22 protein-coding genes are annotated in these 23,492 nt (G+C 72.9%); 9 read left to right on the top strand and 13 right to left on the bottom strand.

Annotated elements, in window-relative coordinates:
- Position 1 precedes the first annotated feature (1 nt).
- Together ACF059_RS23535 and ACF059_RS23530 are read left to right on the top strand one after the other, a co-directional pair.
- Positions 2–574, top strand: a complete 573-nt coding sequence (locus tag ACF059_RS23535; RefSeq protein WP_361953334.1) for an RNA polymerase sigma factor — start codon at positions 2–4, stop codon at positions 572–574.
- Positions 571–1,581, top strand: a complete 1,011-nt coding sequence (locus ACF059_RS23530; RefSeq protein WP_392060263.1) for a hypothetical protein — start codon at positions 571–573, stop codon at positions 1,579–1,581. Before ACF059_RS23535 ends, ACF059_RS23530 begins: the two co-directional genes overlap by 4 nt.
- 184 nt (positions 1,582–1,765) lie before the next feature.
- Here ACF059_RS23530 and ACF059_RS23525 read toward each other — a convergent pair whose 3' ends face one another.
- Positions 1,766–3,163: a HEAT repeat domain-containing protein gene (locus ACF059_RS23525; protein ID WP_392060261.1), complete on the bottom strand. Its 1,398-nt coding sequence runs from the start codon at positions 3,161–3,163 to the stop codon at positions 1,766–1,768.
- A 330-nt stretch (positions 3,164–3,493) separates the two neighbouring features.
- Positions 3,494–3,910: an ankyrin repeat domain-containing protein gene (locus tag ACF059_RS23520; RefSeq protein ID WP_361953325.1), complete on the bottom strand. Its 417-nt coding sequence runs from the start codon at positions 3,908–3,910 to the stop codon at positions 3,494–3,496.
- 303 nt (positions 3,911–4,213) lie between these two features.
- Here ACF059_RS23520 and ACF059_RS23515 point away from each other — a divergent pair, with 303 nt between their 5' ends.
- Together ACF059_RS23515 and ACF059_RS23510 are read left to right on the top strand one after the other, a co-directional pair.
- A complete protein-coding gene (locus tag ACF059_RS23515) occupies positions 4,214–4,408 on the top strand; it encodes a hypothetical protein (RefSeq protein ID WP_215020655.1) in 195 nt (64 codons plus the stop codon).
- 71 nt (positions 4,409–4,479) lie between these two features.
- Positions 4,480–6,126 (top strand): hypothetical protein, encoded by a 1,647-nt coding sequence (locus ACF059_RS23510; protein ID WP_392060257.1) that lies wholly within the window; start codon positions 4,480–4,482, stop codon positions 6,124–6,126.
- 30 nt (positions 6,127–6,156) lie between these two features.
- Here the strand turns inward: ACF059_RS23510 and ACF059_RS23505 are convergent, their stop codons facing one another.
- Positions 6,157–7,659 carry a PLP-dependent aminotransferase family protein gene (locus tag ACF059_RS23505; RefSeq protein ID WP_392060254.1) on the bottom strand — a complete coding sequence of 501 codons (1,503 nt, stop codon included), beginning with the start codon at positions 7,657–7,659 and terminating at the stop codon, positions 6,157–6,159.
- A gap of 205 nt (positions 7,660–7,864) precedes the next feature.
- On the opposite strand from ACF059_RS23505, the gene ACF059_RS23500 reads away from it, so the two are divergent.
- The 3 genes from ACF059_RS23500 (at position 7,865) to ACF059_RS23490 (ending at position 10,810) form a co-directional block, all read left to right on the top strand.
- Positions 7,865–8,635, top strand: coding sequence for a glycerophosphodiester phosphodiesterase family protein (locus ACF059_RS23500; protein ID WP_392060251.1), 771 nt, complete (start codon positions 7,865–7,867; stop codon positions 8,633–8,635).
- A 69-nt stretch (positions 8,636–8,704) separates the two neighbouring features.
- Positions 8,705–10,120, top strand: coding sequence for an MFS transporter (locus ACF059_RS23495; protein ID WP_392060248.1), 1,416 nt, complete (start codon positions 8,705–8,707; stop codon positions 10,118–10,120).
- A 315-nt stretch (positions 10,121–10,435) separates the two neighbouring features.
- Complete coding sequence (locus ACF059_RS23490; RefSeq protein ID WP_007262928.1) at positions 10,436–10,810, top strand: RNA polymerase-binding protein RbpA; 375 nt, start codon at positions 10,436–10,438, stop codon at positions 10,808–10,810.
- Between the two features lie 99 nt (positions 10,811–10,909).
- Here the strand turns inward: ACF059_RS23490 and fxsA are convergent, their stop codons facing one another.
- From fxsA to ACF059_RS23470, 4 genes are all read right to left on the bottom strand, one after another.
- On the bottom strand, positions 10,910–11,509 hold the full coding sequence (gene fxsA / locus ACF059_RS23485) for an FxsA family membrane protein (protein ID WP_392060245.1): 600 nt from the start codon (positions 11,507–11,509) through the stop codon (positions 10,910–10,912).
- A gap of 103 nt (positions 11,510–11,612) precedes the next feature.
- The gene (locus ACF059_RS23480; protein WP_392060242.1) at positions 11,613–12,386 is read right to left on the bottom strand and encodes a polyprenol monophosphomannose synthase; all 774 of its coding nucleotides are present in this window, start codon (positions 12,384–12,386) and stop codon (positions 11,613–11,615) included.
- Between the two features lie 328 nt (positions 12,387–12,714).
- Positions 12,715–14,343: an amidohydrolase gene (locus ACF059_RS23475; RefSeq protein WP_392060239.1), complete on the bottom strand. Its 1,629-nt coding sequence runs from the start codon at positions 14,341–14,343 to the stop codon at positions 12,715–12,717.
- Between the two features lie 68 nt (positions 14,344–14,411).
- Positions 14,412–14,852: an Lrp/AsnC family transcriptional regulator gene (locus tag ACF059_RS23470; protein ID WP_030011705.1), complete on the bottom strand. Its 441-nt coding sequence runs from the start codon at positions 14,850–14,852 to the stop codon at positions 14,412–14,414.
- Positions 14,853–15,070: 218 nt separating this feature from the next.
- Here ACF059_RS23470 and ACF059_RS23465 point away from each other — a divergent pair, with 218 nt between their 5' ends.
- Positions 15,071–15,532 (top strand): hypothetical protein, encoded by a 462-nt coding sequence (locus ACF059_RS23465; RefSeq protein ID WP_392060236.1) that lies wholly within the window; start codon positions 15,071–15,073, stop codon positions 15,530–15,532.
- Positions 15,533–15,581: 49 nt separating this feature from the next.
- On the opposite strand, the gene ACF059_RS23460 is transcribed toward ACF059_RS23465, so the two are convergent.
- The gene (locus ACF059_RS23460; RefSeq protein WP_392060233.1) at positions 15,582–16,673 is read right to left on the bottom strand and encodes a phosphotransferase family protein; all 1,092 of its coding nucleotides are present in this window, start codon (positions 16,671–16,673) and stop codon (positions 15,582–15,584) included.
- Between the two features lie 57 nt (positions 16,674–16,730).
- On the bottom strand, positions 16,731–17,864 hold the full coding sequence (locus tag ACF059_RS23455; protein ID WP_392060231.1) for a hypothetical protein: 1,134 nt from the start codon (positions 17,862–17,864) through the stop codon (positions 16,731–16,733).
- Between the two features lie 1,485 nt (positions 17,865–19,349).
- Here ACF059_RS23455 and ACF059_RS23450 point away from each other — a divergent pair.
- Positions 19,350–19,625, top strand: coding sequence for a hypothetical protein (locus tag ACF059_RS23450; RefSeq protein ID WP_392060228.1), 276 nt, complete (start codon positions 19,350–19,352; stop codon positions 19,623–19,625).
- 20 nt (positions 19,626–19,645) lie between these two features.
- Here the strand turns inward: ACF059_RS23450 and ACF059_RS23445 are convergent, their stop codons facing one another.
- The 4 genes from ACF059_RS23445 to ACF059_RS23430 all read right to left on the bottom strand — a co-directional run bounded on the left by ACF059_RS23445 (position 19,646) and on the right by ACF059_RS23430 (position 23,448).
- Positions 19,646–20,818: an acyl-CoA dehydrogenase family protein gene (locus ACF059_RS23445; RefSeq protein ID WP_392060225.1), complete on the bottom strand. Its 1,173-nt coding sequence runs from the start codon at positions 20,816–20,818 to the stop codon at positions 19,646–19,648.
- 297 nt (positions 20,819–21,115) lie between these two features.
- A complete protein-coding gene (locus ACF059_RS23440; protein ID WP_361952781.1) occupies positions 21,116–21,283 on the bottom strand; it encodes an SCO1431 family membrane protein in 168 nt (55 codons plus the stop codon).
- A gap of 186 nt (positions 21,284–21,469) precedes the next feature.
- On the bottom strand, positions 21,470–21,925 hold the full coding sequence (locus tag ACF059_RS23435; RefSeq protein WP_392060222.1) for an SPW repeat protein: 456 nt from the start codon (positions 21,923–21,925) through the stop codon (positions 21,470–21,472).
- Between the two features lie 98 nt (positions 21,926–22,023).
- Positions 22,024–23,448, bottom strand: coding sequence for a peptidase C39 family protein (locus tag ACF059_RS23430; RefSeq protein ID WP_392060219.1), 1,425 nt, complete (start codon positions 23,446–23,448; stop codon positions 22,024–22,026).
- Between the last annotated feature and the right edge of the window lie 44 nt (positions 23,449–23,492).

The raw sequence follows: 23,492 nt of genomic DNA, 5'->3' as shown, positions 1-23,492 counted from the left end.
GGTGCGCAGCCCACGACAGGAGACCGGACCCCCGGATCTCACCACGCCCGAGGGATTCGGCGCGTTCTACGAGGAGCACATCGACGCGGTCCTCGGCTTCGTCACCCGCCGGGTCGCCGACCCGCACCTGGCGGCCGACCTGACGGCCGACATCTTTCTCGCGGCGATGGGATCGGCCGGGACCTACCGGGGCCACAGGGGAGCCCCGGTCGCCTGGCTGTTCGGCATAGCCCGCAACGTCCTGTCGGGTCATGCCCGGGGGCGGGCCCGCGAGAGCGGCGCGCTGGCGCGGCTCAGCGGACGCCGGCTGCTCGACGACGAGGACGTCGCGGCGCTGGAGGAACGGATCGACGCGCAGCGGGCCTTCAGGGCCCTGGCCGAGCGCCATGCGGCGCTGTCCGAGCCGCTGCGCGCCGCGCTCGACCTGGTCGTCGTCGACGAGCTCACCCCGGCCGAGGCCGCGCAGGCCCTCGGCGTCACCCAGGCGACCGTCCGGGTCCGCCTGCACCGGGCCCGGCGGGCGCTGAGCGCCCCGGGCGCCGTCACCGAACGCCAGTTGGAGGCAGCCCGATGAGCACCCGGCCCAGCGGCTTCGAGGACCGGCTGAAGGCCGCGCTCCTGGCCCGCCTCCCAGAGGCCCCGGCGCCGTCGCCCAGCCCCGCCCGCCGTTACGGCGTCCCGCTCGCGGTGGGCGTCGCCACGGCCGCCGTCGTCGCCGTCATGGCCCTGCCCGGGAGCGCCCGCAACGGCTCGCTGCCCGCCGGCGGTGCCACCGCCTCGCCGAGCCCCTCGGCCACGGAAGCTCCCGAGATCAAGAAGGATCCGGACGGCTCGCTCCGGTTCAAGCTGCCCGAGGCCGGCCAGATCCCGGCTCTGGTGGAACGGCTGAAGGCACTGGGGGTCCGGGTCGCACTGGTCCCGAAGCGGCCGCCGTCCCAGTGCTCCGAGCCGGGCGGCGGGGGACGGGGTCCGCAGGCCGACCGCGAGGCCGAGGTCTTGCAGCCCGCCGATGACGGCTTCATCCTCAAGGTCAACGCGAAGACGGTCCCCCCGGGCCACACGCTGATGTTCCCGTGGGCGGACTACTACCCGCTGGGTGAGCGGGGGGTCGGCTTCGGCGTGGTCGAGACCTCCAAGGTCCCGTCCTGCTCGATCGACTACTCCGAGGGCCTGGAGGAGGCGCTGAAAGCGGCTTCCGGCCCCCCGAAGGACCCCGGGAAGACGATCGAGGTCGAGGTACCCACGCCCGACGGGCTGCCCGAACTGGTGCGGAGGCTTCAGGCCGAGGGCGTCAGCGTCGCGGTGGTCGAGAAGAAGCCCGCGTCGGAGTGCTCGCATCCGGGGGGCGGGTATCGCGGTCCCCAGGCCGACCCCGAAGCCGAGCTGCGCCGCGGTGACGGCAGGCTGCAGATCAACTCGAAGACGGTCCCGCCGGGCTACACGCTCGTGTTTTCGAAGCCGGCCACGCCGTCGGGCCTTCACGCAACCACCGGGTTCGGCGTGAAGGAGACGTCGAAGGTCACGCCCTGCGAGATCGCCTTCTCGCCTCCTCCGTCACCGCCTGGCGCGTCGTCGCGCTGAGCCCGGCCTTCCGCCCCGGCCCCCTCAGGGCCGGGGCGCACGCGTGCCGACCGCCGGTACGCGCAAACGGCCCCGCCTTCAGGCCCGGTTCGATCCGGATGCCCGTCGGCCGGGGCCGTTCGCGTTCCCGAAAGCCGTTCGCGTTCCCGAAACGTGGAACCGCGGCGGCGCCAGAGGGGTCCCCCTACACGGCGGACTCCGGCGCGATGCGGCTGCGCACCGCCGACTGGACGTCCTCTTCCTCCGCGGGGTCCGCCGCGAGGCGGCGCAGCCGGGGCGCGACCCGCGCGTCGGCGGTTTCGGCGTGGCGGGCCGCCACCTCGCGGGTGGTCTCCTCGCAGTCCCAGAGGCATTCCACCGCGAAGCCCGCCGCGAAGGAGGGGTCCGTACTGGCCAGGGCGCGCGCGGCCCGGCCGCGCAGGTGGGAGGAGGCCGTCTCGCGGTAGATGTGGCGCAGGACGGGGGCGGCGCAGCTGATCGCGAGGCGGCCGGCTCCGTCGACCAGGGCGAACAGCCGCGGGGTGTCGGGGCCCGAGCCGCGGACGGTCGAGCGCAGGGCGCCCAGGACCAGGGCCGCGTCCTCGGCTCCGCCGCGGGCGGCCAGGGTGGCCGCGGCGGCGGCGCCCAGGGCGTCGGGGCGGTGGACCCAGCGCCGGGCCCGGTCGACGGCCTCGGGGCCGCACATGCGCTCGTAGGCGGCCACGGCGGGCTCGTCGGCGGCGGCTTCGATGAGGTCCAGCACGGCCGGGTTGTCCGGTTCGGCGAGGACCAGGTGGTGCAGGGCGGTGGCGCGGGCCGCCTCGCCGCAGGCCCCGGCGGCGGCGGCGAGGATGGCGGAGCGGTCCTCGGGCGAGGCCACGGCGGCCAGGCAGCGCGCGGCGGGCACGTGCAGCGGCGTGCCGCGGCGCAGCCCGTCGGCGGCCCAGTCGAAGACGGCCTGGACGCCCCAGCCGGGCCGGGGCCCGCTGGGGGTGAGCTGGCGCTGCCAGCGGTCGAAGGAGCCCTGCCGGCGGGCGGCGCGCAGGCGTTCCCCGTACTGGGGCGACTCCTCCCACAGCCACCACGGCCGGGGCTCGTACGCGTCGCGGATCGCGGCGGCCAGCCGCGCCTCGCCCTCCGCCGTGGCGGGGAAGCGGGCCAGGACGGGCGCGGCCAGTGACCGCAGCCCCTCGTCGTCGTCGCGCAGGGCGAGTTCGTCGAGGGCCCAGGCCCAGTTCGCTCCGCCGGCGGCGTAGCGGCGCAGCAGCATGAGGGCGTCGTCGCGGCCGTACGAGGCCAGGTGGCCCAGGACGGACAGGGCGAGGCCGGTGCGGTGGTCCTCCTCGTCCAGGAGGTCCTCGGCGCTGAAGAGGTGGGCCTCGATCTCGCCCAGGGGGCCGTCGAGGTCCAGGTAGAGCCTGGCGTAGTACAGCGAGCGGTTCTCGACCTGCCAGTCCTGGCGCGGGTCGCGGAGCACGCACTGGTCGAGGGCCTCCAGGGCCTCCGCCCTGGGTGCCGCGAGCGCGTGCAGCGTGCCGTCGCCGCGGCCCCTCTGGAGGAGCCCGAGGAGGGTGCCGCTCGGCGCTATGACTGGTTCGAACATGGGAATGGCCTCAAATCAAGCTGGGGACGCAACCGGGAATCGGGATTCACAGGGCCGCGTAACAGCATGTGAGGACGTCCGCCGTCATGTTCCGCTCGATGTAGACCATTGCCTTCTCACTCTCGTCGGTGCTTCGTGACCAGGGCGGCCGGTTCCGCAGGGCCGGACCCGGACACCCGTTGTGTCCTGCCCGCTCCTGCCCGTCCGCCGTGCTCACGAATCGAATCCGACGCCATGATGACCCAGCCGGTTTGTGCACCGCGACCACATTTACGGCCGCCGTGATCAACCTGTGAGCTCGGCGGCGTCCCCGGCCCGGCCAAAAGCGGACTACTTGGCTCCGAAGAGTTCCAGCAGGTCGGCCTTTGCGAACATGCGCGCCGTGTCCACCGCGGAGGGGGTTCCGGCGGTCGGATCGGCCCCGCCGGCGAGCAGGGCGCGGATGACGGCCTCCTCGCCCTTGAACACGGCGCCGGCGAGCGGGGTCTGGCCGCGGTCGTTGGCGCGGTCGGCCTCGGCGCCGCGGGCGAGCAGGGCCGTGACGGTGTCGGCGTGGCCGTGGTAGGCGGCGAGCATGACGAGGGTGTCGCCGCGGTCGTTGGTGAGGTTCGCCGGGACCCCCGCGTCGAGGTAGGCGGTGAGCGTCTGCGTCTCCCCCTGGCGGGCGAGGTCGAAGATCTTGGTGGCCAGTTCGATGACGTCCTCGTCGGGGACTTCGGGGGAGGCGCCTTCGGTGTGCTCGCTCATCGTGCGTACCGCCTTTCACTCGCTACTGCCATGAAGCTTCCCCGGGCCGTTCGGGCAGGGGGGTGCACGGCACTGCGTCCGTACGGGTGAATCGTCAGAGTAGCGCCCTGGCCTGCACATGTACGGCCCGGACCGAGGCAATGATCACCTGCGACCCGCTGTGCGGCGGACGCGCCAGCCGGGGTGAGCCGGTCAAGTGAAAAACTCGCCGATTCACCCGTATGCACCTTTTGTCGCATTGATACTTCCTGTGAGCCTGGAAGAACTGATGGTGACTGTCCCCACCAACCAGGAGAAGCTCTCATGGTTCTGTCCATCTCAGGCGTGGTCCTGCTCGGCATCATCTGCTTCCTCTTCTTCAAGAAGGACGGGATGAAGCTGTCGCACGCGTTCGTCTCCTCGCTCTTCGGCTTCTTCCTCGCCGGCTCGGCCATCGCCCCGAGCATCACGGCGAGCACGGCGAGCCTCGCGAGCCTGCTCGGCGGGATCAAGCTCTAGGCGGGCCCCGCGCAGCGCATCACCAGCAACACCCGAAAGACCCGTCACATCCACAACTCCAGGAGACGCCCGTGGCCCGGCGCCCACTTCCCCGCATTCTCAGCAGCGGCACCGTGTCGCTGTCCCGGGGCCGCGACCTCGCTCGCACGGCCGCCGACAGCGCCACGGACGTCCTCCATCCGCTCCTCACCATCGGACGCGGCCTGCGCATCCTGGCTTCGACCGGGCGGCGCAAATGGGCCGAGACCCCCAAGGACAAGCGTGGTCCCGCGCTGTTCCTGGGAGCAGCCTGCGTCCTGGTGGTCGCGCTCGTCCCCTACGGCCCGCTCCTCGCCCTGATCACCCTCATGGCGGCGGCGGCCTGGCAGGGACGCGACCGCAATCCGGTGAAGACCGGGCCCAGCGATGCCGAGACCGAACGGCTCGGCTCCCTCTACGAAGCCCTCGTGCCGTACTTCTCCATCCCGGAGGACCCCAGTCCGCTCTTCGCCCACGGCGGGGAGTGGGACAAGGCCTTCAGCGGCCACGAGTTCGACGAGGCGGGCCGCATCACCCGGCTCCACATCCGCTACCCGGCCTACTTCACCGATGGCGAGGCCGCCTCACGGGCCCGGATCGAGGCACTGCTGCACGCCAAGTCCGGGCGCGGACGGGAGTATCTCTTCGACTGGGACGAGGAGGGCAACCAGCTCGACCTGAGCGTGCTGGCGGCGCTGCCGACGGGCATCGCCGCCCAGCCGTTCGTCACCTCGCCCGGTGAGACCGTGCTCGGTTTCACCGACGCCGGCAGCGTCCAGCGCACCCTGCCCGTCCTGGTGGGCGACGAGCCCCGTGACGTGCCGCCGGTGATCTGGCGCACCGGGCCCCGCTCCACCGAGCCGCACCTGCTGGCCGTCGGCCAGCCCGGCAGCGGCACCTCCACCCTGCTCCGCTCCCTCGCCCTGCAGGCCCTGCGGCACGGGGGCGACGTGATGATCGTCGACGGCGGCGGCAGCGGCGACTACTCCTGCCTGACCGGCCGCAGCGGCGTCCTCGCCGTGGAATGCGGGCCGACCGGGGCGCAGGCCACCCTGGAATGGGCCGCGCAGGAGACCGAACGGCGTCTCATCGCCACCCACCGGGCCCGCGAGGGCGGCCGGCCGGCGCCCGAGGACACCCGGCGCCCGCTGTGGATCCTGCTGGACCAGCCGAGCGTGCTGGCCCACCTCGCCGTCGCCGAAGGGCGCCCCGACCCGCTGGCCGCGTTGCAGGTGCCGCTGCGGCACGGGCGGCCCGCGCACGTCACGGTGGTGGTGGCCGAGCAGTTCGACCACCTGGAGCTGCTGCACGACGCCATCTGGCAGCACACCCGCGCCCGGATCGTGCTCGGGCCCGCGACGATCCAGCAGATCGCCGACGTACTGGGGCTGCCGCCGCACACCACCCCGCCGGCCCACATGCCCCCGGGCCGCGGGTACGCCCGGCTCGGAACGGGTCCCGTGTACCGCTTGCAGGTGCCCGCCACCCCCGACCCGTACGACGAGGCCACGCACCCGCTGCACCGGCAGGCCGTACGGGAGCTGCTGCCGGAGCGCCCGTCGCCGGGCGCGGGCGGCGGCCAGGGCCACCCCGGGCCGGCCAAGTCGCTCCAGGCGCAGCCGCCCGCCCAGGCCCAGGGCCCGGCCATCGACTCCACGGACGTCCCGGACCTCCCGGAGGTCGCGGCGGAAACGCCGTAGCCCCGGCCGGCGCCCCGACTTCGGGGGCGGCTACGCCACGAAGGTGCGCGGCGGCTCCGCACCGCCGCCGCCCGCGCCGGTGCCGACCAGCCGGGCCGCCGCCGCCAGTCTCGACGCCGCCTCGTCGGCCACCGGCCCGCCCACGGTGAACGGCAGGCGGACGTAGCCCTCGAAGGCCCCGTCCACGCCGAACCGCGGCCCCGAGGGGACGCGTACGCCGACCCGCTCCCCCACCTCGGCCAGCCGGGACCCCGACAGTCCGCCGGCCCGGGCCCACAGGGTCAGCCCGCCCCGGGGGACCTCGAACTCCCAGTCCGGCAGCTCCCGGCGCACCGCCGCGACCAGCGCGTCGCGGTTGTCCCGGGCCTGGTCACGGCGGATCTGGACGGCCTCCTGCCAGCCCCCGGTGCGCATCAGCCAGTTCACCGCGAGCTGTTCCAGCACGGGCGTGCCCAGGTCGGCGTAGGCGCGGGCGGCGACCAGGCTGCGGATGACGTCGGGCGCGGCGCGGACCCAGCCGATCCGCATGCCCGCCCAGAAGGCCTTGCTGGCGGAGCCCACGGTGATGACCGTGCTGCCGGCGGGGTCGAAGGAGCAGACCGGGCGCGGCATCGGCATCTCGGGGTCCAGCTGGAGCTCCAGCATGGTCTCGTCGGCGACCAGGACGGTGCCGGCCGACCGGGCGGCCTCCACCATGGCGCGGCGCTGCTCCTCGGAGGCCAGTGCCCCGGTCGGGTTGTGGAAGTCGGCGACGACGTAGGCGAGGCGGGGGGCCGAGTCGCGCAGCACCTGCCGCCAGACGTCCATGTCCCAGCCGGCCAGCCCGTCGGCCATGGCGACGGGGACCAGGCGCACCCCGGCGGCGCGCATCAGCTGGAGGATGTTGGCGTAGGAAGGGGACTCGACGGCGATCCGCTCCCCCCGGCCCGCGAAGAGGCTGCAGATCGCGTCGATCGCGCCCATCGCACCGGTGGTGACCATGATCTGCTCGGGCATGGTGGGGATGCCCTGCTCGGTGTAGCGGTCCGCGAGCATCCGGCGCAGGGCGGGCAGGCCGGCCGGGTAGTCGCCGTGGGTGTGCGCGTACGGCGGCAGTTCCTCCAGCGCTCCCTGGACGGCCCTGGTCAGCCAGGGCTCGGGGGCGGGCAGGGCGGCGCAGCCGAGGTCGATCATCGAGCCGAGGGACTCGGGCGGCAGCGGCTCCAGGCCGCGGGCGGGCAGCGGGTTCCCGGCCGGTACGGAGGTCCAGCTGCCGGCGCCGCGGCGGGATTCCAGGAACCCCTCCCCGCGCAGGGCCTCGTACGCGGCGGCGACGGTGGTGCGGCTGAGGGAGAGGGCGACGGCCAGCTCGCGCTCGGCGGGCAGCCGGGCGGCGACCGGAACGCGGCCTTCGAGGACGAGGAGGCGGATCCCGTCGGCGAGGGTGCGGTAGGCGGGCAGTCTGCGGGCGCCGGAGACGGCGGGCCGCTCCTGTTGCGAGCCGATGAGACGGGCGAGCTGCGCGGCACCGACCGCTGAGGTCCATTCGGCCATGGCGTCCGGTCCACCTTCGTCGGATTGGCCTCGACGGCGCGCGCCGGAGGCCGGGATTGGATTGATAGCTGCGGCACAGACTGTCACGTGCCAGTCCACTCGCACCAGGGGGCCTCGGACCGGAGCTCGACGAAGGCGGCGCGCTCACGTCCGTCGTCCGCCTCGCGGCCCACCGGCCCCTCCCGCCACGGGGGATACTGCCGCCGTGACGCACGTACGCCTTCGCCATCCCTATCTGGACCACCCGGCTCCGATCGCCTTCGCGCACCGCGGAGGCGCCGCGGACGGGCTGGAGAACACCGCCGCCGCCTTCCGCCGGGCCGCCGACGCGGGCTACCGGTACTTCGAGACCGATGTGCACGCCACGGCCGACGGGAAGCTCGTCGCCTTCCACGACTCCACCCTGGACCGGGTCACCGACGGCCGGGGCCGGATCGCCGAGCTGCCCTGGGCCAGGGTCCGCGAGGCGCGCGTGGCGGGCACCGAGCCCCTGCCCCTGTTCGAGGAACTCCTGGAGGAGTTCCCGGACGCCCGCTGGAACATCGACGTCAAGGCCGAATCGGCGCTGCACCCGCTGATGAACCTGATCGCGCGGGCCGGGATCTGGGACCGGGTCTGCGTGGGCTCCTTCTCGGAGAGCCGGGTCGCCCGGGCCCAGCGGATCGCCGGCCCCCGGCTGGCGACCTCCTACGGGGTGCGCGGCGTGGTCGGCCTGCGGCTGCGCTCGTACGCCATCCCGGCGGCGCTGCGCGTGGGGGCGGTGGCGGCCCAGGTACCGGAGACCCAGGGGGGCGTCCGCGTGGTCGACCGGCGCTTCGTACGGACCGCGCACGAGCGGGGACTGCAGGTGCACGTGTGGACCGTGAACGAACCGGAACGCATGGAGGCTCTCCTGGACTTGGGAGTCGATGGCATCATGACCGACCGGATCGACATCTTGCGCACGGTGCTGGACCAGCGCGGGGCCTGGGCCTGACACGCTCTTCGGCTCCCGCGCGGGACCCGGCGGCCGCTGCCGTACGGGGACCAGCGAGGGGGACGCCGCATGACCGCGGAAGACAGCAGGAAGACGGAAGAAGCGGAACCGGGGGCGGAGGACGGCAGATCGGCCGCCTCGGCCGAGGCCGACACGTCCGCGGCCGCGACGGCCGCGCGCAAGCGGGAGCAGCGGGGCTGGTACTTCTACGACTTCGCCGTCTCGGTGTACTCGGCGAGCGTGCTGACCCTGTTCCTGGGGCCGTACCTGACCGAGATCGCCAAGGAGGCCGCGGACCCCGAGGGCTTCGTGTACCCCCTGGGCATCCCGGTGCGCTACGGGGCGTTCTTCGCCTATTCGGTCTCCGCGTCGGTGATCCTGGCCGTCCTGCTGATGCCGCTGGCCGGGGCGGTCGCGGACCGCACCGGCCGCAAGAAGCCGCTGCTCGCGGTGGCCGCGTACACGGGCGCCGCCGCGACGGCGGGCATGTTCTTCCTGAGCGGTGAGCGCTATCTGCTCGGCGGGGCGCTGCTGGTCGTGGCGAACGCCTCGCTGTCCGTCTCGATGGTGCTGTACAACGCCTATCTGCCGCAGATCTCCACGCCGGACGAGCGGGACGCCGTCTCCTCGCGGGGCTGGGCCTTCGGTTACACCGCGGGCTCCGTGATGCTGGTGGTGAACCTGGCGCTGTTCCAGGCCCACGACACCCTGGGGCTTTCCAAGAGCGAGGCCGTGCGCATCTGCCTGGCCTCGGCGGGCCTGTGGTGGGGCGCCTTCGCCCTGATCCCGCTGCGCAGGCTGCGGGACCGGGCCGTGGTGCGCGAGCCGGGGGCCGCACCGGCGCTCAGCGGCTGGAAGCAGCTCGTCGCCACGCTCAAGGACATGCGGCGCTACCCGCTGACCCTGTCGTTCCTGCTCGCGTACCTGATCTACAACGACGGCGTGCAGACGGTGATCTCCCAGGCGGCCATCTACGGCAAGCTGGAGCTGGAGCTGGAGGAGTCCACGCTGATCGGCGCGGTGCTCCTGGTGCAGGTGCTGGCGGTCGCCGGCGCGCTGGGGATGGGACGCCTCGCCCGCATCTACGGCGCGAAGCGGACGATCCTGGGTTCGCTGGCCGCGTGGGCGGTGACGCTGGCGGTCGGCTACTTCCTGCCCGCCCGGACACCGGTGTGGTTCTTCGCGCTCGCGGCGATGATCGGGCTGGTGCTGGGCGGCAGCCAGGCGCTGTCGCGCTCGCTGTTCTCGCACCTGGTGCCGGCGGGCAAGGAGGCGGAGTACTTCTCGGCGTACGAGATGAGCGACCGCGGCCTGAGCTGGGTGGGACCGCTCGTCTTCGGCCTGACCTACCAGCTCACGGGCAGCTACCGGGACGCGATCATCTCGCTGGTGGTCTTCTTCGCACTGGGATTCGTGCTGCTGGCGAGAGTGCCGGTGCGGCGCGCGGTGGAGGCGGCAGGCAATCCTGTACCGGAGCGGATCTGAGAACGGTCCGCGCGTGTGGGTCCGGTCCGCATCCACGAACGAATTCCGAACGAATTTAGACGTTGAAGCAAAGGGCCGGTAGTGTACGCCTTTGGCCTGCCAGGCGGACCGTTACTGCGCGCTTGAGAAGTGTAGACGTTGGGTGACATCTGCTGCCAGATGTGACAAAACGGGCATTGGTGGGTACAACAAGGGGCGGCACGACGGGCGACGCATGACCCGGAGCGGGAATCTATACCGCAGTCCGGACGTTGACCGGATGACGACGACAGCGACACCTGTCCTGTGGGCGACAAAGCCCGGGAGGCACGATTCATGAGTGAGCGAGCTCTCCGCGGTACGCGCCTCGTGGTTACCAGCTACGAGACGGACCGCGGCATCGATCTGGCCCCGCGCCAGGCGGTGGAGTACGCATGCCAGAACGGACATCGATTTGAGATGCCGTTCTCGGTTGAGGCAGAAATTCCGCCGGAGTGGGAGTGCAAGGCGTGCGGCGCCATGGCACTCCTGGTGGACGGGGATGGGCCCGAAGAGAAGAAGGGCAAGCCTGCGCGAACGCACTGGGACATGCTCATGGAGCGGCGCACCCGCGAGGAGCTGGAGGAAGTGCTGGCCGAAAGGCTCGCGGTCCTTCGTTCCGGCGCCATGAACATTGCCGTGCATCCGCGGGACAGCCGCAAGTCCGCCTGACAGCCGGACGGAACAGCACAGCCGAGGGGCCCCGCCACACACCGTGTGGCGGGGCCCCTCGGCTGTGTCACGGGGTCCGTGCGAGCGGGCCAGCAGCTCCTACGGGGCCAGGGGCGGGCGGTACGACGCGTCGTCCGGGCCATCGTGCCGCTGCCCCGGCCGGTCCTCGCGGATGACCTCGCCCGGCACGATCTTGCCGTCGGGGTAGTGGATGCGGGCCTGCTGGAAGGCGTCGCCGAAGGTGCCGGCCTGCGCCGTGGCCATCTTGCGCTCCAGCGAGCGGGCCGTCCGGCGGCCGAGCCAGGCCCGGACGGGCGGGAGCAGCAGGAACAGGGCCGCCACGTCGGAGAGCAGCCCCGGCAGTATCAGGAGCAGACCCGCCAGCATGGTGAGGCCGTTGCCCTGGCCGGGCTGCTGCGGGCTGGGCTGCCGGCCCTGCTGCGCCTGCTGGAAGGTGTCCGCCAGGTTCTTGAAGGCGCGCCGCCCGGCCCGCTTGATGACCACCGCACCGAGGACCAGCCCGCCCGCGAGCAGCGCGGCGACGCTCACCGCGCCGCCGGCGCCGGCGACCAGGCTGAGCAGCCAGATCTCCAGGATCAGCCAGGCGGCGATCGCCAGGGGGAGGAAGGTGCGGGCGGCCGAGCGCCGCCGGGGGGCGGTCGAGGTGCCCGACCGCAGGGAGCCAGTGCCGGTCGTCATACCGACAAGTGTGCCCGGGACGGCGTAAGAGCGGCCTCAGCCGGAGGTACCGGACACCCCCTAAGGGCCGTCCGGTCGTCCCCGGCGACCGGCGCGCGGCGGGTCAGACCGAGCGGTCCGGCTTGCCCAGCAGCTTGGCCGCCTGGGCCTTCAGGCCCCACTGGGTGACCCGCCACAGGGCCTCCACCACGATGTCCTTGCTCATCTTGCTGTCGCCGAACTCACGCTCGACGAAGGTGATCGGCACCTCCACCACGCGGAAACCCTTCTGCACGGCCCTGCGGGCCAGGTCGACCTGGAAGCAGTAGCCCGCGGAGGCCACCTCGTCCAGACCCAGGCCCTCCAGGGTCTCGCGGCGAAAGGCCCGGTAGCCGCCCGTCACGTCGCGGATCGGGACGTTCAGCATCAGCCGGGAGTACGTCGACCCGCCGCGCGAGAGGATCTCGCGGCTCTTGGGCCAGTTCACGACCCGGCCGCCCGGCACCCAGCGGGAGCCGAGGACCAGGTCGGCGCCGGCCAGCGCGGTGAGCAGCCGGGGCAGTTCCTCCGGCTGGTGGGAGCCGTCGGCGTCCATCTCGACGATCACCCCGTACCCGGCCTCCAGGGCCCAGACGAAGCCCGCCAGGTAGGCGGCGCCCAGCCCTTCCTTGCCCTTGCGGTGCAGGACGTGCACGTGGTCGTCGACGGCCGCCAGCTCGTCGGCGAGCTTGCCGGTGCCGTCGGGGCTGTTGTCGTCCGCGACCAGGATGTGGGCCTCGGGCACCGCCGCGCGGACGCGGCCGACGATCAGCCCGATGTTCTCCGCCTCGTTGTAGGTCGGAATGATCACCAAGGCTGTACCGAGCGGCCCGTAGGCCCGCTGTCCGCCGTCGCTCACTGAGTCCCCTTTGTGCTCTCGCACGTCCTGTACATCTGGTCGCAGAGGATGACTTTAGAACAGCGATCGGGGCCCGCGGTCCTTCGGGCCGGTCAGAAGGCCGCTGGATGCGGGCCGCCGTGACCGTTGTCTACTGGACCGCCGGGCCCCGACCGGGGGCCACCCTCTCCCGGCCGCAGCCGGGGGTGCCCCCACCGGCGAAACCTTCCCTCGCCCCCGAGGCGCGGGCGCGCTGAGCAGACGGATCCGTCCGGTACGGACGTCCTGTGGTGGACCCGGCCGAACTTATCCGGGTCCGACCGCCCGTACCGAACCCAGGCCCCCCGGATCACCCCTGTGGGCGTACGAATACCTCCCGCCCGCCGACGACGGTCGCCAGGCACACCGGCAGGTCGGAGCCGGGGCTCAGATCGGGCAGTCCGGGAGTGCCCGAGCGGGGGTCGGTGGACCAGCGGGCCACCCGGTCGTCGGGGGCCTGGACGACCAGCTCGCCGGTCCGCCAGAGCGCGTAGTCGGCCGGGGCGCCGGGCACCAGGATCCCCGCGTCGTCGCGGCCCAGCGCCCGCCAGCCGCCCCGCGTGTGGGCGGTGAACGCCGCGCGGACGGAGATGCGGTGCTCGGGGGTGCGGTGGAAGGCGGCCGCGCGGACGGTGCCCCAGGGGTCCAGCGGGGTGACGGGGGCGTCCGAGCCGAAGGCCAGCGGGACACCGGCCCTGAGCATGGCCGCGTACGGGTTGAGGGTGCGGGCGCGCTCGGCTCCGAGCCGGTCGGCGTACATGCCGTCCTCGCCGCCCCAGGCCGCGTCGAAGGCGGGCTGCACGGACGCGGTGAGCCCCAGCTCCGCGAAGGCGGCGATGGCGGCGGGGGTCATCATCTCGGCGTGCTCGACGCGGTGCCGCGCGGCGCGCACCCGGGCCAGGCCGACCCGCTCGGCCGCCGCGCGGACCCCCTGCACGACGGCGGTGATCGCGGCGTCGCCGATGGCGTGGAAACCGGCCTGCAGGCCCGCCTCGGTACAGGCGGCCACGTGCTCCGCGACGGCGTCCGCGTCCAGGTAGCCGGTGCCGGTGTGCGCGGCGTCGGCGTACGGGGCGTGCAGGCACGCCGTGTGCGAGCCGAGCGCGCCGTCCACGAAGAGGTCACCGGCGGCTCCGACGGCCCCCAGCGCCTTGGCCCGGTCCAGGTCCCGGTCGGCCCAGTACCCGAAGACGCGCGGCCCGGGCCGCTCGGCCGCCAGGTCGAGAAGGGCGGTGAAGTCCTCGGCCGAGGAGATGTCGGGCCCGCCGCACTCGTGCAGCGAGCCGATGCCGAGGGACGCGGCCCGGTCGAGGGCGGCCCGCTGCGCCTCGGCGCGCTGGGCGGGGGTGACCGCGGCCAGCGCGGCCCGCCGCACGGCGTGGTGGTCCTCCCGCGTCAGCGGCTCGTCCCCGTCGGGCCGCACCCCCGGGACCAGGTCGAGCAGGGCCGTGGTGACCACCGCCGAGTGCACGTCGATGCGGCTCAGGTAGAGCGGGCGGCCGCCCGCGGCCTCGTCGAGCTCCGCGCGCCTCGGTGCCCGCCGCTCGGGCCAGCGCGCGGCGTCCCAGCCGTGCCCGAGGAGCACCCGGTCGGCCGGACGGCTCGCGGCGTACGCCCGTACGAGGTCCAGCGCGGCGGACAGGGAGCGCGCCCCGGACAGGTCCAGCCCGGTCAGGGCCAGGCCCGCGGAGGTGGCGTGGACGTGGGCGTCGGTGAAGGCGGGCGTGACGAGCGCGCCGCCCAGGTCGACGACCTCGTCGACGCCCTGCGCGAAGGCGTCGGCGGCGCCCTCGGAGCCGACCCAGGCGATGTGGCCGCGCTCGACGACCATCGCGGTGGCGAAGGGGTCGGCGGGGCTGTGGACCTCGCCCCCGCGGAGGAGAACGGTCCTGGTCGGTGCTCCGGCGGCGTCGGCGGAGTGGGCGGTGCGGTCAGTCATGCCGACCAGTCTCCCGCGTCACCCTCCCCCGTCCGACCGCCGGGTCCCCTCAGGGGCCCGGACGCGCGCTAAACGCGCGGCGGGCGGGCCTCGTAGGGGGTGGAGAGGACCACCGTGGTGCGCGTGGAGACGTGGGCGAGGGCGCGCAGCCGGCCCAGCAGGTCCTCCAGCTCCAGGGGCGTGGCGACGCGCACCTTGAGGATGTAGTTCTCGTCGCCCGCGACGCTGTGGCACGCCTCGATCTCGGGAACACCGGCGAGCCGGTCGGCGATGTCGTCCGGGGCGCTCGGGTCGAAGGGCTTCACCGAGATGAACGCCGTCAACGGCAGCCCGACGGCCTCCGGGTCGACCACGGCCGCGTAGCCGCGGATCACCCCGCGCTGCTCCAGGCGGCGTACCCGCTGATGGACCGCCGACGTGGACAGTCCCGTGGCCTTGCCCAGATCCGTGTAGCTCATCCGCCCGTCCCGCACGAGCAGATCCACGATCTGGCGGTCCAGCTCCTCCATTGCGCTCATAGCCGCACAACTTAAGGCCCAAGGGGCCTCCAGGCACAGCGGTGTCCGCCCACTGGAGGCATCTGCGGCAGGCATGTGACCAAGCCCACAGGGGTAGGCAAATGGCAGGCCGGTCTGTTGTGGTTACTCGTGACGCTCGGCGGGAAGTGCTTGCTGTGGCCGAGGCCGCAGAACCTGCCCGCCCGGCCCACCCAAGGGGGAGTACATCCATGCAAAACACCAAGCGCGCCGGTCGCACCGAACCGGATCCTCTCGAACCGTTCGATTCCGGGGACGGCGAGGACTCCGAATACCTCGACGACGCCGAGGGGTTCGAGATCCACCACGCGATCTGCCCCGACTGCGACCAGGCCATCGCCCTCTTCGCGGACGAGGAGTTCCTGCCGCAGCACGCGCTCTGCCTGACCCCGTGGAACCCCTTCGGGCTCACGGTGTGCGCGGGCACCGGCCGGCCCGCGGCGGACGCGCTGCCCACGGTCGGCAGGATCCAGCCGGTGGAGCCGCAGGAGCGGGAGTCCGTCGCCCTGTCGGCCCTTCCCCAGGGCCTGGACTGGCGCACGCAGCCCTTCTCGCACGTCGGCGGCCCGGGCTCGCGTCCGGTCCGCGTGGTGAGCCCCGTACTGCCGCAGGCCCAGGCCCAGACGCGGCAGCAGCACGCGCAGGCGGCCTGACGGTCGCCCGGGCGCTCCGCTCACCTTTTTCCCCTCCCCTCCCTGCGGGCTACCAGTACGTGCCCTGCACCATGGCGGCCAGGCTGGCGTGGTGCAGGATCAGGCCGTCCGGATCCGCGGGGATCTCGACCTCGCCGAAGTGCGCCTGCCGGTAGGCGATGCGCAGCATCACGATCGCGTGGCGCAGGGCCGCGTACAGGGTGTGGAACTCCATGTCCCGGGGGGTGTGGCCGGTGAGTTCGGCGTACCGCCGCTCCAGGTCCTCGCGGCGCAGGAAGTCCGGCAGGCCGGGCTGGCCGAAGCTGACCGTGAGGTCCTGGAAGAACCGGTGCAGGTAGACCGTCCAGCCGAGGTCCACCTCGCGCGGGGCGTACGCCGCCATCTCCCAGTCCAGCACGGCGGCCGGCGTGAAGCCGTCGTAGATGACGTTGCCGATGCGGGCGTCGCCCCAGTTGAGGACGGACGGGCCCTCGTCCGCGGGCCACAGCTCCTCCAGGCGGGCGAACGCCCGCTCGATGAGCGGGGACGGGGCGAGGCCGCCCACCACCCAGTCGTAGTAGGCCCGTTGGGCCTCCACGTGCCGGCGCAGCGGGCTCCCCGCGCCGGCCGGCAGGAGGAACTCGGCCTCCTTGGGCGGGAACTGGTCGTGCAGCCGGGCCAGCAGCGCGATGCTGGCCTCCTGGAGAGCGGCACGCTCGGCGTCGGTCGCGTCGTACAGCCAGTTGCCCTCGTAGGTGTACGGCATGACGTCGGGCGGGACCCGGCCCTCGGCGCGGGCCATCACGAAGAACGGCGCGCCCAGCGGCCCCGGGTCCTCCTCCAGCCACTGCACGCGGGGGACGGGCACGTCCGTGTGCTCGGCGACCAGTCTCATCACGCGGTGCTGGCGGGGCATGTCGTACGTCGGGAAGACGGTGTAGGCGGCCGGGTCGGCGGCGAGCCGCAGCGCGCAGGCGCGCAGCGGGGTGTCGGGGTGCTCTATGTCGAAAAGCAGGGTTTCGCTGGACATGCCGTTGGAGCCGGGGACGGAGACGTTGACGACCTTCGCGCCGGGGAGCTTGGTGTCGAGCCAGCCGGCGAGGCGGCGGCCGAGCTCTTCGGGCTCTCGGGTGGAGGTGCGCGGACGCGGAGCGGTGGCCATGGAGGAGCTCCTTTCCTACGAGTTGCTGCGGGACTACGGGGCTACTGGGCTACTGGGCTACTGGGCGACGGACGAGTAGTCGGTGAAGCCGCTCGGGTCATGGCGCCCGAAGCTGCCGTGCTCGAAGATGCCGTGGCCCACCCGGCCGTCGAGGGTGAAGCGCGCCGCGTGGTCGGTGACTCCGAAGGCGGCCATCGGGTGGGCCGCCGGGTCGGACAGGTCGAAGACGCGACGGTCGGTCCAGCCCCGCCCCTGCCAGGTGCCGTGCTGCCAGTCGGCGGCGGGCGGGTAGCCGGCGCCGACGGCGAGCGGGGAGGAGCTGAGGATCTCCACGCCCATTTCGAGGGACTTGCGGGCCGGGTCGGTGAGGTGGACGACGGCGCTCTCGGGATGCCGACTGCCGGGCCGGTAACGGATCTCGGTGTGCGGCCAGCCGAGTTGGACGTCGTTGCGCCCGCTGCCTTCGGGGAAGACCTGCACGGCTTCGTTCAGGGTCCGGTGCCCGTCGGCGTCCTCCTGGGCGATGACCATCACGAAGCGGTCCTCGAAGCGGACCGGGATCCAGAGCCAGTGGAAGCCCTCGGGGCGGTACTCCTGCGCCGCCCGCCCGCCGTCCTCGCCGGGTATGGGGCGCACGCCCCAACTCCGGTCGCGCGTACCGGTCCACTCCCCCGGCGTGAGGGTCAGCTCCTCGCCCTTCGCACGGATGGTGCCGGTGACGTTGCCCGCCTGCACGAAGCGGCGCCCTTCGAGCATGAGGCGATCGCCGCGCCGCTGGATGTGGTGGGGCTCCCAGACGGCGGGGAACTCCGCGGTCCAGGTGACGTCGTACGAGAGCCCGTGCGGGTCGGCCGGGTCTGCGGCGCAGCGCAGCGTGAGCTGCTGGAGCGGGGCGTCGACGGTGATGGACAGGGGTCCCACCGAGAGGTTCATCCGCTCGTCGGTGAGGGCGTCGGAGGCGCGGACGGCGAGGAGCTCGTCACCGACGCGGAGGGTGGCGTAGGCGTCGATGACCCCGGCGTTGGGGTACACGCCGAGGCCGAGGATGAGAAGGGCGCGGCCGGCGTGGTCGAAGACGTGGAAGATGCACCGGTCGTAGGCGTTCCGGTCACCGCTGACGAGGTGCTTCATCGACAACGGAGCCTGGTGGATGGGGTATTCGTCGAGGGCGACGGGCCGGTCGGCGGGCATGGCGAACCTCCAGGACGGACGACGTCGGGGCGTGGGCGGGAGGGGGCGGGAGACGCGCAAGGAAAGAGAGGGCCAGGGCCAGCTCAAGCGAATATGACGGTACGTCAGAAACCCTGCGGGAGGCCACCCTTCTGGCACGTTCTGACAGCCGGGCACGGCACGCCGGGGGGCGGGGAGGCTTCGGGGGCGGAAGCCAGACCGGCGGCATCAGAAGCTTGCGGAGAGGCTACGCAGGCGGAAGCCCGGCGGGCGGCACGAGGCGATGTGGGGTGGCTTCGGGGGGGCGGGAGCCCCTTGGGCGGCATCAGAGTGGCGTATGGGGGTTTCCCGTCAGTCTCATCGTCTCTCCGTGTCGGGCCGGTCCCTCAAGGGCGCTCCCTGCGGTCGCGTCGCTGCGCGATGGCCTTCGGCCACCCTTGACCGACCGTCCCGCCCCGGACATACGAAGACTGCCGGGAAACCCCCAAAGGAACGGGCCGGCCATCTACATACAGGGGCGGGCAGCGTCGCGATGCACGGCCTGGACCCCGGCCGGACAGCCGGTGAGGCGGGCAGATCCGCATCGGATCCCGAGACCGGGGCGGGAAATCTCCCCACACGGCGGCCAGATGATGCTGGCGACGGATCAGACGGGAGGGACGCGTCAGATCGCTACGCGCTTCTCATCTCTCAGCGTCCGACGGCCGTCCGGGGCTGGACATAGGCCGCCCACGAGTCTTCGATGTCTGCGAAGACGGCGTCTGACGGCTGTCTAGGGAAGTCCAGGCACCAGAGCACGGCTATTCCGAGCTGTATCCGGGTCAGCGTGGGGGGACGACCGCAAAGACCGTCTCTTTGCCCTAATTGAGGCGTTCTGTCCGTCAGTTTGTGGGAGCGGGATCGCTCTGATGGGAGTACAGCTCGGCTGAGGCGAGGAATGGACGCCCACGACCCTCCACCACCCCCCGGCGGGCCCTCTCCACCACAAACGACCGGCTGCCGCCGTCGACGGAGACCGTGTAGCGATCCGTGGCGGCCTATGTCCAGCCCCGGACGGCCGTCGGACGCTGAGAGATGAGAAGCGCGTAGCGATCTGACGCGTCCACCGCCGATCCCGGGTCCCCGGGAGGTGGGGCCGCTCCTGGAGATCCGGCCACCGGCACCCGGGCCGTGCATCGCGACGCTGCCCGCCCCTGTATGTAGATGGCCGGCCCGTTCCTTTGGGGGTTTCCCGTCAGTCTTCGTATGTCCGGGGCGGGACGGTCGGTCAAGGGTGGCCGAAGGCCATCGCGCAGCGACGCGACCGCAGGGAGCGCCCTTGAGGGACCGGCCCGACACGGAGAGACGATGAGACTGACGGGAAACCCCCAAGTCCTCTCTGATGCCGCCCAAGGGGCTCCCGCCCCCCGAAGCCACCCCGCACCGCCCCACCCCGTGGGACCGCTCGAACGGATACCCGGGCTGTGCGGGTGATTACCCGGGCCTGCGGTCCGGCGTTGGCCTGGTATGACCATGCTTCAGTCGGCAACGGGCCGGCGGCGTCGTCCGACGCCGCCGGGTTGCGAAGAATCGGTTCAGCAGTCTCTTCAACATCAACATCAGCATCAACATCAGTACCCGCAGCCGCGTGAGCAGCAGCAGGTTCCCGATCCGCCGATCTACCGCGACCTGGTGGCCCGGTGGGCCGACGACGGCCGCACGCTGCCCGGGCGGCGTGATCCGGAGTGGTCCCGGCTCACGTCCTCCCCTATCTGGCCCACCGGCAGCAGCGGGCTGTACTAGGCGGCAGGGCGCCCAGGCCGTCAGCGCGTCTCCGGGCCCGCCAGGTGGCGGGCGATGACCATGCGCTGGATCTGGTTGGTGCCCTCCACGATCTGGAGCACCTTCGCCTCGCGCATGAGCCGCTCGACGGGGAAGTCCGCCGTGTAGCCGTAGCCGCCGAGGATCTGCACGGCGTCCGTCGTCACGGCCATCGCCGCGTCGGTGCAGAAGAGCTTGGCAATGGCCGCCTGACGGGAGAACGGCTTGCCCGCGTCCCGCAGCCGCGCCGCCGCGAGGTACAGCGCGCGGCCCGCCTCGATCTTGGTGGCCATGTCGGCCATCATGAAGCGCAGCCCCTGGAAGTCGGCGATCGGGTGCCCGAACTGCTTGCGGTCCAGGGCGTACACCAGGGCCTCGTCCAGGGCCGCCTGTGCGACGCCTATGGCGCAGGCGGCGATGCCCAGACGTCCCGCGTCCAGTGCGGCGAGGGCGATGGAGAAGCCCTGGCCCTCCTCGCCGATGCGGCGGGAGTCGGGCACCCGTACGCCGTCGAAGTGCAGCTGGGCGGTGGGCGAGCCCTTCATGCCCATCTTCTTCTCGGGCACGGCCGCGCTCAGGCCCTCGGCGTCGCCGGGGACCAGGAAGGCGGTGATGCCCTTGGGGCCCTCGACGCCGGTGCGGGCGAGGACGGTGTAGAAGTCGGCGACACCGCCGTGGGTGATCCAGGCCTTGGTGCCGGTGATGATCCAGTCGTCGCCGTCGCGCACCGCCTTGGTGGCGAGCGAGGCGGCGTCGGAGCCGGCGGCCGGCTCGGAGAGGCAGTAGGCGCCCAGGAGGCCGCCGCCGAGCATCGCGGGCAGGTGCGTGGCCTGCTGCTCCTTCGTGCCGTAACCGGCGAGGCCGTGGCAGGCCAGGGAGTGGACGCTGACGCCGAGGCCGACGGTGAGGCGGGCCGCGGCCAGCTCCTCCAGGACCTGGAGGTAGACCTCGTACGGCTGCTCGCCGCCGCCGTACTCGCCGTCGTACGGGAGGCCGAGGAGGCCGGCTTCGGAGAGAAGGGTGAAGATCTCGCGCGGGAAGCGTCCGGCGTCCTCTTCGTCGGCGGCCCGGGGGCGGATCTCCCGCTGGGCGATCTCGCGTACGAGTGCGAGGAGGTCCCGGGACTCCTCGGTGGGCAGCTGACGGTCCACCGGCTGCGGGGCGCGGTCGGTCATGGCGGCGCTCTCCTCCCTGGTCGGGCACGGCGGCGACGCGTGAGTGGTGGGACGCGGCGCCGGGTCTGGGTGCTCCTGCAGCCGATCGTGCCCGTCCCGGATCACGGGAGGGGCTGTTCAGCGGCTGCGGCGGCTTGAGTATGCCCGATCAGGGGCCTCCCGTCACCGGGGCAAGATCACCGGGTTGAGCGCACGGCCCTTCGGTCTCGGGAGGTGCCGGACACTCCGGGACGAACTCCTCGATCACGGTGCGGTCGCGCGCCGGCCGGCGTACCGGCGGGTCCACGAACCCGCGCGTTACAGCCAGCCGACCTGGGTGACGAACATGGCGACGACGACCACGAGGGTCCAGCCGAGGACGTGTTCCAGCCAGGAGGAGCCGTCCTGGGGGCCGCCGGTGCGGACGAGGCCGCGGGCGCGGACGCTGGGGGTCGCCGGGGTGGGGGTGGCGGTGTGAGCGGTCATGCCGTCCAATGTGCCACCGTTCGCGGCTTTCGTGGGAGAGACGATGGTCACGCCCGGCGTCACCGGAGGCGCAGGGATGGATGCGGAGTCGTACGACACACCCCGGCACCACGGGGCCCCGGGCGTCCTGGTCACCCAGGGCGGCCGGGGCCCGGTGGCCGGTACCGGTCCCTTCCGGCGTCCGCGTCAGATGCGGGTCTCGCGGGTACGGCCCGCCATGGTGTCGCGGGTGCGGCCTGCCATGGCCGCCATCGCGAGGCCGAGACACAGGGCGACGCCGCCGGCGATCACGTTGCTGACCACGGTGCGCGTCGTGTCCATCTCACCGGCGATGACCCACGGGGCGACGATCGTCCACGCACCGAGGCCGACCGCCGTCCACGCCATCGCGTGCGTGCGCTCGTAGGCGGAACCCAGACCGCCCATGCACAGGCAGTACGCCAGGCCGGCGATCAGGTTGTTGATGGCCAGCGGGGTCAGGGTGCTGAATCCCGCGATCCACGGGGAGGCCGCCAGGTAGAGGCCTGTGAGGAGGGCCAGTGCTTCTACGGCCTGCGCTGCGGGGGTGCTGGTCACCCGCTCGAACCGAGTGCGCATCTCGGCGAGGTCGGGGTGGTGCTCGATGCTCGTATGGGTGGTCATGGCGGACTGCCTCCTCTTACGACGAAGCGCTTATGTGCCATTTACCCCATTATGTTCCACTTATCCACGCTGGTCGGTCTCACGGAGACTCCGCCGCATCACAGCACTCCGACCAGCCGCAGCGCCGCGATCTGCGCCGGGCCCGGGAGCGCCGGGACGTAGAGGTAGCAGACTCCCCCCGTGCCGCTCCTGACCTTGCCGTTGGCGTCGTACCGCTTCGTCCGGAGCCAGATGTTCTCCCACTCGGCGCGCCGGTAGACGCGGCGGACCGCGGGGTTGTCGGGCGCGTTGGGATCGTTGGCGATCACGTCCCCGGCGGCGGTGAAGCCGATGACGGTCATCAGGTGGCCGCTGGTCCCGTAGCCCGCGCCGGTGAGCTCCTCGGCGCGGAAGGACTGCGAGGTGATGACCGGGATGCCGGCCCCGACCAAGGTCTCCAGGTCGGTCAGGGAGGCGAGGCGGGTGATGACGCCGGCGAGCCCCCGGTAGGTGGCGGCGTAGGCGGCGTTGAAGGGCCAGTTCCCGCAGCCCCGGTAGGCGGCGTCGTAGGTGGAGCGGGCGGCGTGGCAGATCTGCGGGTCGGCGTACTGCGGGTTCACCCAGCTCAGGGCGGTGGCGCTGACCCTTCGTCCCCAGTACTCGATGACCATCTGGGAGGAGGCGGGGCTGCACCAGGCTTCGCCGCCGTTGTCGTATTCGGGGTACTGGCCGGCGTGGGTCTCCTGCGAGTAGCGCGGGACCTTGAGCTCGTGGGCCGTGCCCGAGGGGGTGGAGGCGGGGACGGTGAAGCGGTCGGGGACGTCGCAGGCCATGGCGCCGGCCAGCCATACGGTGGGGCCGCGGTCGGCGCCCGGCTTGCGGTGGAGGGTCAGGCGCAGCTGCCAGTGCGTGATCCGCAGCCCGGCGGCCGCGGCTGGGGCGTCGACGGCGAGGGTGTCGGTCCAGACGGTGGACGTGCCGTCGCTCTGGCCGTCCAGGGAGGTGCGGCGGATGTCGCGGTCGCCGGAGGCCCAGCGGCCCATGACGTACCAGGGGGTGGCCGCGCCGTCGGTGTAGGTGCCGCGCAGTTCGATCTGGATCCAGGTGCCGGCGGGGGTGCGGGCGTTCCAGGAGGCGATGACCTCGGTGGCGGGCACGGTCGAGCGGTGCGGCGGGGAGGTCCAGGTGGCGTACTCCCAGGTGCCCTTCTTTCCGGTGTGCGGGTCTGCGTACTCGGTGCGCCCGGCCGCCGCGGCGATCTCCAGGCCGGGGCGGGTGCCGGCGACGGCGGTGGTGCCCTGGTGGGTGCCGGCCAGCCAGTGGGCGTAGGAGAACCAGAACCGGTTGTCGACGGTACGGCCCGGCGCCTCCGGGGCGGGCGGGACGGCGGCCGGGGCACCGGCGCCGTCGCCCGGGACGGGGCCCGGCGCACCCTCGCCCGGGACGGTGGCGGCCGCGGCCCCCGGGACGGTGGCCGCGGTGGCGGTGGCGGCGACCGCCAGGGCCGCGGCGAGCAGGGCCCTGCGGGGCGTGGGTGTGGTCATCGCGAGGTTCCCCTGGGGTGGTCGGCGCTGGGTGGCTCTTCACC

Origin of the sequence: Streptomyces sp. NPDC016562, assembly GCF_043076955.1 — a bacterium.
Taxonomy (GTDB): Bacteria; Actinomycetota; Actinomycetes; order Streptomycetales; family Streptomycetaceae; genus Streptomyces.
The sequence above is the reverse complement of the archived record's forward strand: the minus strand, read 5'-3'. Positions and strand labels throughout refer to the sequence as shown.